The sequence below is a fragment of the Xanthomonas sp. NCPPB 1067 genome (genome assembly GCF_020783795.1).
Classification (GTDB): Bacteria; Pseudomonadota; Gammaproteobacteria; order Xanthomonadales; family Xanthomonadaceae; genus Xanthomonas; species Xanthomonas melonis.
The window spans coordinates 25,520-37,587 of sequence record NZ_JAJGQG010000038.1 but is presented as its reverse complement, the minus strand read 5'-3'; the positions used below and the strand labels follow the sequence as shown (position 1 = coordinate 37,587).

Genomic DNA, 12,068 nt, shown 5'->3' with positions numbered 1-12,068 from the left:
CGCCGGGGCGCGCCGAGGCTCTATCGGTAAAGCCTCGTCGCGCCGGGGTTCGCTCCTGCGTATCGATTGCCGGCGTCCGGCGACGCATTTCGATGACGCGCACGAACGCAACTGGAACTGGCGCGCGATGGTTCGCCCTGAAACCGTCTTGCACGACGCAACCCTCTAATCCTTTTGGGTTAGTCTTCGACGACTTTGCGCTTGAAGAGGGTGTGCGTTTCCGATGAACGAGTACCGCAGCAGTCTTGTGTTCGCTACCCCCGATCTGCCCTTGCGCGACGATGTGCGTCGGCTCGGTGCGCTGGTCGGCGACCTGCTCGCCGAGCAGGTGTCTGCGGAATTCTTCGACGAGATCGAACGCGTCCGCACCGCGGCGATCTCGCGCCGTGAAAGCGATGCACCGCCTTCCACGTTGAGCGAACAGCTCAGCAGCCGCGCACCGCGCGATGCCGAATCGCTGGTGCGTGCTTTCAGCACGTATTTCCAGGTGGTCAACATCGCCGAGCGCGTGCACCGTATCCGCCGCCGCCGCGACTACCAGCGCAGCGGCACCGATACGCCGCAGCCGGACGGCCTGCACGATGCAGTGCGCCGGCTCAAGGCGCAGGGCGTGACCCTGGACGAACTCAGCGACTGGTTGCCGCGCATCGATGTGGAGCCGGTGTTCACCGCGCACCCCACCGAGGCGGTCCGCCGTGCGCTGCTGGAAAAAGAGCAGTTGATGGTCGCCAGCCTGGTCGACAACCTGGATGGCATGCGCACACCCAACGAGCGCGCCAGCGATGCGGCGCGCTTCCGCATGGCCTTGACCGCGTCCTGGCAGACCGCCGATTCCTCGCCGGTGCGCCCCACCGTGGACGACGAACGCGAGCACGTCGGCTTCTATCTCACCCAGGTGCTCTACCGCGTCATCCCGGTGATGTACGAAACCCTGGAACACGCCATCGAAGAGACCTACGGCAGCGTGCCGGCCTTGCCGCGCCTGCTGCGCTTCGGCACCTGGGTGGGCGGGGACATGGACGGCAATCCCAATGTGGATGCCGCCACCATCGCCGCCACCCTGGATGCGCAGCGCCGCGCGGTGCTGGAGCGCTACCAGAAGGAGCTGTGGCAGCTGGCCAGCCTGCTCAGTCAATCGACCACGCTGGTGGCGGTGAGCCCGGAGCTCACCGCGCAGCTGGAACGCTATCGCGCGCTGCTGCCCGAGGCCGCCGCACGTTCGCGCCCGCGCCACGGCGACATGCCGTACCGCCTGCTCAATGACCTGATGCGTGCGCGTCTGCAGGCCACGCTGGACGATGCCGACGGCGCCTACGCCGGCCCGACCGAGCTCGAACACGACCTGCAACTGATCCTGGACAGCCTGCAGGCCAACAAGGGCCTGCACGCCGGCTGGTTTGCGGTGCGCCGGCTGCTGTGGCGCGTGCGCAGCTTCGGCTTCCACCTGGCGCGGTTGGATGTACGCCAGGAATCGAGCGTGCATGCGCGCGCAGTGGCCGATGCGCTGGGCCAGGGCGACTGGGAGGGGCAGGATGCGACCCAGCGCGCGGCCGTGCTCGGCCCGTACGCCGCCGGCGAGCAGGCGCTGCCGCGCGTGGACGACGAAGGCAATGCACGGCTGGATGCGGTGTTCGCCGCGCTCGCCGATGCGCGCACGCGTCACGGCGCCGATGCGCTGGGCAGCTACATCATCTCGATGGCACACAACCGCGCCGATGTGCTCACCGTGCTGGCGCTGGCCCGCCGCGGTGGTCTGGTCGATGACGCCGGAGCGGTGCCGCTGGATATCGTGCCGCTGTTCGAGACCGTAGACGATCTGCGCGGCGGCACCGGCACCGTGCAGGACCTGTTGGCCGACCCGGTGTACCGCCAGCATCTGGCGGCGCGTGGCGACACCCAGATGGTGATGCTGGGCTATTCGGACAGCGGCAAGGACGGCGGCATTGCCGCCTCGCGCTGGGGCCTGCAGCGCGCCCAGGTCGAATTGCTGGAGGCCGCCGCCGAACTCGGCGTGCGGCTGACCTTCTTCCATGGTCGCGGCGGCTCGATCGTGCGCGGCGGCGGCAAGACCACGCGCGCGCTGGATGCCGCGCCGCGTGGCAGCGTGGATGGCCGCCTGCGCGTCACCGAGCAGGGCGAGGTGATCCACCGCAAGTACGGCATCCGGGCACTGGCGTTGCGTTCGCTGGAGCAGATGACCGGTGCGGTATTGCTCTCGAGCCTGCGTCCGCGCGCGCCCGAGCCGCGCGAGGCGCATTGGCGGCCGGTGATGGATCTGGTGGCCGAACGCAGCAGCGTGGCCTACCGCGCCTTCGTCGGCGCGCCGGACTTCATGCAGTATTTCCGTCTGGCCACGCCGATCGACGTGATCGAACGCATGACGCTGGGCTCGCGCCCCTCGCGCCGGCTGGGCCAGGATGCCGCGTTGTCGAACCTGCGTGCGATTCCGTGGGTGTTCGCGTGGAGCCAGGCGCGTGCGGTGATTCCGGGCTGGTATGGCGTGGGCAGTGGCCTGCAGGCAGCGGTGGATGCCGGGCACGAAGACACCTTGCGCGAAATGGCGCAGGACTGGCCGTTCTTCCGCACCTTCCTGGACGACATCGCCATGGTGCTGTCCAAGGGCGACCTCGCCATCGCCGAACTGTTTTCGCGGCTGTCGGGTGACCTGCACGCCCGCTTCTTCCCGCAGATTCGCGACGAACTGGCGCTGACCAAGGGCTGGGTCAAGGCGCTGCTGCAGCAGCAGTCGTTGTTGCAGCACGACCCGCGGCTGGCCCTGTCGATCCGCCTGCGCAACCCGTACATCGACCCGATCAGCGTGTTGCAGGTGGACCTGCTGCAGCGTTGGCGGGCCACCGATGGCCAGGACGAGGAGCTGCTGCGGGCGTTGGTGGCTTGCGTCAACGGCGTGGCGCAGGGCGTGCAGAACACCGGCTGAGCGTACCGTCCGTCGGCGCAGCGACGCAGTGGCGAAGCGGCCTCTGGCGCAACCGGACAAATCTGTCCGATAATGCCCGCATGATGACCTCCCGCCCCGATGCCGCGCTGCGCCGCCGGCAGATACTCGATGCCGCCGACGAAGTGTTCAGCGAACACGGCGTCAATGCGCCGCTGGAACTGGTGGTGGAGCGCGCCGGTCTCGGCCGCGCCACCTTGTACCGCAACTTCCCGGACCGCCTCGCGCTGATGACCGCGCTGATGACGCGTGGACTGGATGGCCTGGAGCGCCTGGCCGCCGACCTGGCCGACCGCCCGGACGGACTGGCGGTGCTGCTGCACGATGTGGCCGAACACATCGCCCAGTCGGCGCCGCTGGTGGACTTCTGGCGTTCGATCGAACGCGCGCATCCGGCGGTGGAAGCCGCCGATCGCCGCGTGGTGGCGATCTTCCTGCCGTTCGTGCAGCGTGCCCGCGATGCCGGCCTGTGCCGCGCGGATGTCGACGACGAACAGCTGCTGCTGGTGATCGACATGCTGGGCAGCTGTCTGCGCGGCAACGACGAGTCCGAACGCAAGCGCCTCGCGCACCGCTCGGCGGATCTGCTGATGCATGCCTTGGGCATGCAGGTACCGGCTGGCGGCACGCGATGACGACGCGCGTGCCCACCCGCGCGGGTATCGGCCGTTGGGCGCTGCGCGTGGCGCTGCTGCTGGCTGCCGCGTGGGGGGCGCTGGCGATCCATTTCGCGCTGACCGGCAATGCACTGGTGCGCATCGGTTGGGTGAGTTCGTGGTGCGCGATGGCACTGGCCGCGCTCTGGGGGCTGCGCCGGGGCCGCGAAAACTGGGCCCTGGTGAGCATCTTCGGTGCGGCCTTCGTGGCGCTGGCGGTGGCGTGGGCCATGATGCAGCCCAGCCAGGATCGCGATTGGGCCGACGATGTCGCCCAGCGCCTGCAGCCGGAGGTGCACGGCAACAGCGTCACCCTGCGCAACGTGCGCAATTTCGACTGGCGCAGCGAAACCGATCATGTCCCGCGCTGGGAGACCCGCCAGTACGATCTGGATCGCCTGGTCAGCGCCGATCTGGCGTTGTCGTACTGGATGGGCCCGGCGATCGCGCACACCCTGGTGTCGTTCGGCTTCGACGACGGCTCGCACGTGGTGTTCTCGCTGGAGATCCGCAAGGAGCGCGGCGAATCCTTCTCCGCACTGGGCGGATTCTTCCGCAGCTTCGAAGCAACCCTGGTCGCTGCCGACGAGCGCGACATCCTGCGCGTGCGCACCAATGTGCGCGGCGAGGACATGTACCTGTACCGCCTGGCGATTCCGAAGGCAGGCTTGCGCCGCATGTTCCTGGGTTATGTCGCGCTGGCCAAGGATCTCGATCGCGAACCCGCGTTCTACAACACGCTCACCAGCAACTGCACCACGATCGTGTTCGCTCTGGTGCGGCAATTGCAGACCACCTTGCCGCTGGATCACCGCCTGTTGTTGTCCGGCTATGCCGACGCCTATGCCTACGACCATCATGGCCTGATGCCGGGCTACGACTTCGCCACCCTGAAGCAGCGCGGGCATGTCACCGCGCGTGCGATCGCCGCCGATACCGCCAGCGACTTCTCACGGCGCATTCGCATCGGCATGCCGCAGGCACCCGCACCGGGCGCGTCACCACGCGCGGCGCAATGACGCTCCTGCAGCGAAGGCGCGGCAGCGTCGCCGTATTGCTGGCGGCGCTGATCAGCGTGTGGTCGAGCGGCTGCGCCATGGTCACGGTGCAATCGCGCGACAGCGCCGGCTATATCGCGCAGACGCGCGGCGACGTGCTCAGCACCGGTGCGCTGAGTCAGCCGGGCAACGAAACCCTGCAGGTGGCCGGTCTGCAGCCCAAGGACTGCCACAGGCAAGCGCTGCCCTGCATCCAGCGCCTGGCCACGGTGGCCGGCATCGGCGACGAGCGTCGCCTGGCCACCCTGGCCGAGTTATGGACCGCGCAGGCGATCGCCCTGACCGGTCGCACCTCCGCGCAGATGAGCGATGCGGCCATGGAAGCCTGGTTGGAAGCGGCCCGGCATGCCTATGCCTATCTGTTCTTCAGCGCGCGTACGCCCGCCGCGCGCGCGTTCGAGAACCGCCAGACGCAGGTGCGCGATTACTACAACTATGCCGTGCAGCAGCTGGTCGAGCAGCTGTTCGCGCGTGCGCAGCAGAGCGGCCAGACCGCGCCCGCCGTCACGCCGATGGCGATAGGGCGCTGGCAGGTTGCGGTAGACATGTCCGCGTATCGGCTGCCGGGCGGCGGCAATACGCCGCGCGCGCTGTTCGCGGCCTCGGCACTGCGCTTCGATGGATTGCGCAGCACCTACCGACGCGACGGCTTCGGTGCCGAGCTGGTGGCCGAAGTCGACCCGCAACTGGTCGGCGACCCGGCCGGTCTGGCGGCGCAGCCGGCGGCGCGTGCCGGCACCGCGCAGGAGCGCCCGCTGCCGACCTTCAGCGAGATGCCATACGCGCCGGCAACGCTGCTGGTGCGTTTTGCCGGCGACTCACTGGATGCAGTGTTGCGCACCGAGCTGGCGACCGTGGCGCCCTACGATCCGTACCGCCAGAACGAGGTGGTGCTACACGGTCAGCGCGTGCCGTTGGCAGCGAACTTTACCGCGGCCTATGGGCTCTGGCTGGCGAAGTCGGGCTTTGCCGCGCAGTCGCTGCGCTCCATGCTGGGCCGCGCACGCGGCATCGATCGCCCGCATCTGTATCTGATGCAGCCCTACGATCCCGATCGGCGCGTGCTGCTGATGCTGCACGGGCTGGCCAGCAGCCCGGAGGCCTGGGTCAATGTGGCCAACGAAGTGATGGGCGATGAGACCCTGCGCCAGCGCTACCAGATCTGGCAGGTGTATTACCCGACCAACGCGCCGATCGCGGTCAATCGTGCGCAGATCCAGGCCTTGGTGCAGCGTAGCCTGCAGCATTTCGACCCCGCCGGCACCGCGCCCGCCTCGCACGGCATGGTGTTGATCGGCCACAGCATGGGCGGTGTGATCGGGCGCCTGCTGGTGTCCTCGTCGGGCGATCGGCTCTGGAACGCCCTGTTGCGGGACTACCGGCTGGATGGAGAACGCGGTGCACGCCTGCGCGCCAAGCTGGCGCCCCTGTTGAATTTCGCGCCGATGCCGCAGATCGACCGCGCCATCTTCATCGCCGCGCCGCATCGCGGTACGCCGCTGGCCGAGGGCGGCCTGGGACGCCTGGTCGGCCGCATGGTGCGCCTGCCGCTCGCCTTGCTGGACCGCTTCGGCGACGTCCTGCAGGATCTCGCCGACAGCGAGCAAGACGGGCAGGGCGGGCTGCCGCGTCGCAAGAGCCGGCTGCTGCCGCCGACCAGCATCGACAACCTCCGCGACACCGATCCGTTCGTGCGCGCCACGATGGATCTGCCGATCTCGCCGCAGGTGCGCTACCACACCATCGTGGGCCGCGAAAAACCGCAGGTACCGCTGGCCGAGTCCGACGATGGCCTGGTGCCGTACCGCAGCGCACATCTGGACGGCGCCGCGTCCGAACTGGTGGTGACCTCCTGGCACAGCGTGCAGGAAACCCCGCAGGCCATTCTGGAGATTCGGCGCATCCTGCATGCGCAGCTGCAGGCCGAAGACAGCGAGGCGCCTGCACCGACGCGATCGCCGGAGCTTGCGCCCGCGCCTGTGCCCGCGAGCTTGTGAGTTGGCCTTGCGGCCAGGGTCGGTAGATGTCCGGCCCTGTTAGCGCCGTGTTTACCCCGCTCGTGGTATCAGGCCATCTCTCGAACAGGCTCGAACAAGGAAGACGCGATGCGCAAGCGCTCGGCAGTGCTGTGGGTTCCGCTGTTGTTGGTCGGTTGCGGTCGTGGCGAAGCGCCAAAGGATGCAGGTGCTGCCGGCACCGCCGCTTCCGCACCGCAGGCTGCGGTGCGCGCGCCGCAGACGCCTGCAGCGGTTGCGGACGACGTGCCGGAATTTCCGGCCATTCCCACCATCGTGGTGCCGGACATCGTCGGCGTGACTCCGGCGCAGCGTGCGCTGGAAGCTTCGCTGCAAGACATACTGGACCCGGTCGCAGGCATCAGCGTGGCCCCGGCACGCTGCGGCGATGGCGGTACGCTGATCACCGATGCTGGCATCACCAGCGTCGATGCCAACGGCAATCTGCTGCGCAACGGCAGTACCGGGCTCTTCGATCTCAAGGCCGATGGCAGCGGCACCGCCAACTTCGACGGTGGCCTGGTCGTCGTCAATGCCGATGGCAGCGGCACCATCAATGGTGCCGGCCAGGATGGCGACGCTGCGCTGATCGACGTGCAGTCCAACGGTGGCGGAACCTACAACGGCCCGGCTGGCCTGATCAGCCTGGACGGCAGGGGCGCCGGCACCTGGAACAGCGACAAGAGCGGGTTGATCGACAATCGCGGCGATGGCAGCGGTACCTGGAATGGACCGCGGGGCCTGGTCACCATCAATGCCGACGGCTCGGGCACCTGGAACGGCCCCGCCGGGCTGGTGCAGAACCGGGGCGATGGCACCGGCACGGCCGGCACGCCGCCGCGCGAGGTACGCATGCCGCCGCTGCCCAAGGTGCCGCCGGCGGGCCGCTTCCCGCCAATGCAGAAATTCGCCCCGCCTGGTGCGCCCTGCGGTTATCTGATCACCCTGAACGACCGCATCCTGTTCGACTTCGACAAGTCCGACGTCCGTCCGGATGCGGCACGCGTGCTCGATACGCTGGCCGTAGCGCTCGGCAAGGTGACAGCCCGCGACATGGAGGTGCGTGGGCACACCGATGCCAAGGGGGAGGATGCCTACAACCAGTCGCTGTCCGAGCGCCGCGCCAATGCGGTGCTGGCGGCGCTGCGCACGCGCGGTGCCGCGCAGACGGCCGCCGCCAAGGGCTACGGAGAAACGCAGCCGGTGGCGCCCAATACCGTCAACGGACAGGACAATCCCGGCGGGCGGCAACTCAACCGGCGCGTCGAGATCTTCTTGCGCACATGACTGAGGCCTGCAGGATAGAGTGCGCGCCATCGGGGGCGTATGCGTGTTGCGTAGACGCTGGCCCTCGATGACGGTGACGCAGGTGACGGACACGGTCGCGCGCGAGGTGTCGCCTTGCGATTGCCCTGACGGCCACGCGGCGGCGTGACACGTTGTGGCGTGAATGGCTTGCTGTCTTACGCAACCGATGTCGTGCAGTGCGGGTTTGCGCCGAACCCTCACCCCAACCCCTCTCCTGCAGGGAGAGGGGCTTTGTTCCCTTCTCCCCGTGGGAGAAGGTGCCCACAGGGGCGGATGAGGGGGCGCACGTAACAGATAGACGTGCCGTGCCGTGCGGCTTTGCCCCCAACTCTCACCCCGACTCCTTCCCCACGGGGGAGAGAGACCTCGAATCCCGTCCGGCCGCGGTATGCCAATGAAGGCGCCAGGGCTTCAAAACACAATGGGCCGCGTCGGCGGCCCATTGCGATACACACCTGCGCTCCGAAGGGCGCGCGGTTTACTTCAGCTTCGCATCGGCGCGCAGCGCGTCGGCGCGGTCGGTCTTTTCCCAGGAGAACGAGGTGGCGGTGTGCTTGGTGCCGGTACCGTCGGTGTAGCTGAATTCCTTGGGCTTGCGGCCGAAGTGGCCGTAGGACGCGGTCTGCTGGTACATCGGGTGGATCAGATCGAGCATCTGGATGATGCCGAACGGACGCAGGTCGAAGTGCTTGCGGATCAGCTTCTCGATCTGTTCGTCGGCGATCTTGCCGGTGCCGAAGGTGGTGACCGAAATCGAGGTCGGCTCGGCCACGCCGATGGCGTAGGAGACCTGCACTTCGCAACGGTCGGCCAGGCCGGCGGCCACCACGTTCTTGGCGACGTAACGCGCGGCATAGGCGGCCGAACGGTCGACCTTGGACGGATCCTTGCCCGAGAACGCGCCGCCGCCGTGACGGGCCCAGCCGCCGTAGGTGTCGACGATGATCTTGCGGCCGGTGAGGCCGCAGTCGCCCACCGGGCCGCCGATCACGAACTTGCCGGTCGGGTTGATGTGGAACTTGGTGCCCTTGTGCAGCCACTTGGCCGGCAGTACCGGCTTGAGGATTTCCTCGCGCACCGCCTCGATCAGATCCTTCTGCTTCACGCCCGGATCGTGCTGGGTCGACAGCACTACCGCGTCGATCGCGGTCGCCACGCCGTCTTCGTAGCGCAGGGTGACCTGCGACTTGGCGTCCGGACGCAGCCAGGCCAGCGCCGAGTTCTTCTTCTTGCGGATCTTGGCCTGCTGCTCGACCAGACGGTGCGAGAGGTGGATGGCCGCGGGCATGAAGCTGTCGGTCTCGTTGGTGGCATAGCCGAACATCAGGCCCTGGTCGCCAGCGCCCTGTTCTTCGGGCTTCTTGCGGTCCACGCCCTGGTTGATGTCCGGCGACTGCTTGCCGATCAGGTTGAGCACGCCGCAGGTCTCGCCGTCGAAGCCGACGTCGGAGCTGTTGTAGCCGATGTCCAGGATCACCTTGCGGGTCAGCGCTTCCAGGTCGATCCAGGCGCTGGTGGTCACTTCGCCGGCCACGATCGCCACACCGGTCTTGACCATGGTTTCGCAGGCCACGCGGGCGCGCTTGTCCTGGGCCAGGATGGCGTCCAGCACGGCGTCGGAAATCTGGTCGGCGATCTTGTCCGGATGGCCTTCGGAGACCGATTCGGAGGTGAACAGGTAGCTGGACATCAGGCTTATATCCCTTGATTCGGATGAAAAGATGGGTGCGGATGATACACGCCCACGGTGACCCTTGCATTGTGCGCCTGAACGCGGTGCCGTGGGGATCAGCGGGGAGGGGCGCAATCCGGCGGATGCAGCTGGGCCGGATGCGGCGTGTCGGCACCAGACCACCGGGATGCTCCAGCCAGGCGGGCACGACGGCCGAGCCTGCCCGGGCGCGCCGGGGCCGGTGGTTGCCCGGAGGCGACCGCCGCTGCCATCGCGCAGTGGAGATGGCTCCCGCCGGCCCGCTGACGTGCGGCGATGTGGTCTGCGCGGGTCCGCGACAGTCGCGCGCGGTTGGTGGCTCCCTGGTGCATGCAGCGCGTGCAGCCGTGTGCCGCCTGTCGGCAGGCCCCACGGTCGGGTGGATGTCTCTCCAGCCTGCTAGCATCGGGCAATGGATTCACTGACCCAGATCGTTCTTGGCGGCGCGATTGCCGCTGCCATCGCGCCGCCCGGACAGCGGCGTGCCGCCTTGCTGGCCGGCGCGGCCCTGGGCACCTTGCCCGACCTCGACTCGCTGGCGCTGCTGCCGCTGACCGACGATCCGGTCACCCTGATGACGGTGCACCGCAGCGTCAGCCACTCGTTGTTCGTGCTGCCGCTGCTGGGCGGGTTGCTCTGGTGGCTGTTCCGCCGCTACGGCAACGGGCGCGTGGCCGGCGCACCCACACGCTGGTTCTGGGCGATCCAGCTGGCCTTGCTCACCCACCCGCTGCTGGACGCCTTCACCGTCTACGGGACCCAGCTCTGGTGGCCGCTGCAACCGCATCCGACCATGTGGTCCAGCGTTTTCATCATCGACCCGGCCTATACGCTGTGGCTGCTGGGCGCCTGCGCCGTGGCCTGGTTCGCACGTGCGCGCCCGCTGGCGCAGCGCGCGTTGGTGATCGGCCTGGTCGCCAGCTCGGCGTACCTGGGCTGGTCGCTGGTCGCCAAGCATCTGGTCGATCAGCAGGCCGATCGCGCCCTGGCCGCGATGGGGCTGGCCGATGCGCCGCGCTTCTCGGTGCCGATGCCGTTCAACACGCTGTTGTGGCGCGTGGTGGCGATGACGCCCGGTGGCTACGTCATCGGCGAGCGCTCGCTGGTGGCCGACAGCGGACCGATGCAATTCCGCGGGTTTTCCAGCAATACCCAGGCCCTGGGCGAGGTCGCCGCGTTCGATTCGGTGCGCCGGCTGAACTGGTTCAATCGCGGCTTCATGCGCGCGCGGCTGGTGGACGACGAGCTGATGCTCAGCGACCTGCGCATGGGCCTGGAACCGGATTACACCTTCAATTTCGTGATCGCCCGTCGCGAAGATGGCGCCTGGCAGCCGATCGTGCCGCGCCAGGTCCAGGCCGCCTACCGCGCGCCGGTCGCACGCGACCAGATCGGCGCCGTGCTGGCGCAGATGTGGCACCGCATCTGGAACGCGCCGGTCGGCAAGGCACTGACCGGCGATCTGGAACACGAGGACGCCCAGGCGACCGCGCCGGTCTCGGCATCGGCGCCTCAGTAGACCGTGGCGCGCGCCTGCACGAACGAATAGAAGAACACCGCATCCGGGTCGCTCTGCACTTGGGCCAGTTCGCGGCGCATGCCGTCCACGGTCCCGGCGTCGACCGCGCCGGCAGGCAGCAACTGCTCGGCGGCCGATAGCAGCACCTCTTCCCAGAAGCCGATCATGGTCTTGCGTCGGCCCGGCTCGCGGTTGTCCAGATGCAGGGTCTTGATCTGCGTGTGCACGTCGCGGAAGCCGCCGGCCAACAGCAGGTTGCCCAGCTTGGCGCCCACGAACGGGTCGCCGCCCTGATCGTGCTGGAAATCGTTGAATGCCATCCAGTAACGCCACAGATTCGGCGAATACGGGTGCAGCAGGAACGAGGCGTTCATCACCTCGGTCACATACACCGGCGAGCCGGGCAGCAGCACCCGCCGCACTTCGTTGAGCACGCGTGCCGGCGAGGGCACATGCTCCAGCACCCAGCACAGGAAGGCCGCATCGAACTGGCGCGCCTCGAAGGGCAGGTCGCCCGCGTCGGCTTGCTGCAGCGTGTAGCGCTCGCGGCACCAGGCCAGCCGTTCCAGGTTGGCGCGCGCCGCGCCCAGCTGCGCCTTGCTCAGGTCCACCCCGGTGACGTGCAGTTCGGGAAACCGCCGCAGCAGGACCTCGGTCTGCGCGCCCACACCGCAGCCGACTTCCAGCAGGCGCCGCGCGCCGCTGTAGTCGACTGCGTTGAAGAGTGTGGCCTCCAGCAACCGTGCCTGCTTGAGCAGGCGCGCCTGTTCGGTGGCCGAGAAGCCGTGCAGGTAAGCATGGGTGTCGTGCGTTGCGCTCATGATGCAGCTCCAACAGCTCGGGAA

8 protein-coding genes are annotated in these 12,068 nt (G+C 68.2%); 6 read left to right on the top strand and 2 right to left on the bottom strand.

Annotation, left to right across the window (positions count from 1 at the left end; genetic code table 11):
• The first annotated feature begins 223 nt into the window (after positions 1-223).
• From ppc to LL962_RS19335, 5 genes are all read left to right on the top strand, one after another.
• Entirely contained in the window at positions 224-2,938 is a 2,715-nt protein-coding gene (ppc, locus tag LL962_RS19355; protein WP_104584858.1) for a phosphoenolpyruvate carboxylase, read from the top strand.
• An 80-nt stretch (positions 2,939-3,018) separates the two neighbouring features.
• On the top strand, positions 3,019-3,591 hold the full coding sequence (locus tag LL962_RS19350; RefSeq protein WP_228318083.1) for a TetR/AcrR family transcriptional regulator: 573 nt from the start codon (positions 3,019-3,021) through the stop codon (positions 3,589-3,591).
• Positions 3,588-4,631 carry an Lnb N-terminal periplasmic domain-containing protein gene (locus tag LL962_RS19345; RefSeq protein WP_228318082.1) on the top strand — a complete coding sequence of 348 codons (1,044 nt, stop codon included), beginning with the start codon at positions 3,588-3,590 and terminating at the stop codon, positions 4,629-4,631. Before LL962_RS19350 ends, LL962_RS19345 begins: the two co-directional genes overlap by 4 nt.
• A complete protein-coding gene (locus LL962_RS19340; RefSeq protein WP_228318081.1) occupies positions 4,628-6,667 on the top strand; it encodes an alpha/beta hydrolase in 2,040 nt (679 codons plus the stop codon). The genes LL962_RS19345 and LL962_RS19340 overlap by 4 nt, the downstream gene beginning before the upstream one ends.
• 108 nt (positions 6,668-6,775) lie before the next feature.
• Positions 6,776-7,972 (top strand): OmpA family protein, encoded by a 1,197-nt coding sequence (locus LL962_RS19335; RefSeq protein ID WP_228318080.1) that lies wholly within the window; start codon positions 6,776-6,778, stop codon positions 7,970-7,972.
• Between the two features lie 499 nt (positions 7,973-8,471).
• On the opposite strand, the gene metK is transcribed toward LL962_RS19335, so the two are convergent.
• The gene (gene metK / locus LL962_RS19330; RefSeq protein ID WP_104584848.1) at positions 8,472-9,683 is read right to left on the bottom strand and encodes a methionine adenosyltransferase; all 1,212 of its coding nucleotides are present in this window, start codon (positions 9,681-9,683) and stop codon (positions 8,472-8,474) included.
• Between the two features lie 433 nt (positions 9,684-10,116).
• On the opposite strand from metK, the gene LL962_RS19325 reads away from it, so the two are divergent.
• Entirely contained in the window at positions 10,117-11,223 is a 1,107-nt protein-coding gene (locus LL962_RS19325; RefSeq protein WP_228318079.1) for a metal-dependent hydrolase, read from the top strand.
• Here the strand turns inward: LL962_RS19325 and LL962_RS19320 are convergent.
• Positions 11,217-12,044, bottom strand: a complete 828-nt coding sequence (locus LL962_RS19320) for a class I SAM-dependent methyltransferase (protein WP_228318078.1) — start codon at positions 12,042-12,044, stop codon at positions 11,217-11,219. The two genes, LL962_RS19325 and LL962_RS19320, sit on opposite strands and share 7 nt — an antisense overlap.
• Positions 12,045-12,068 lie beyond the last annotated feature (24 nt).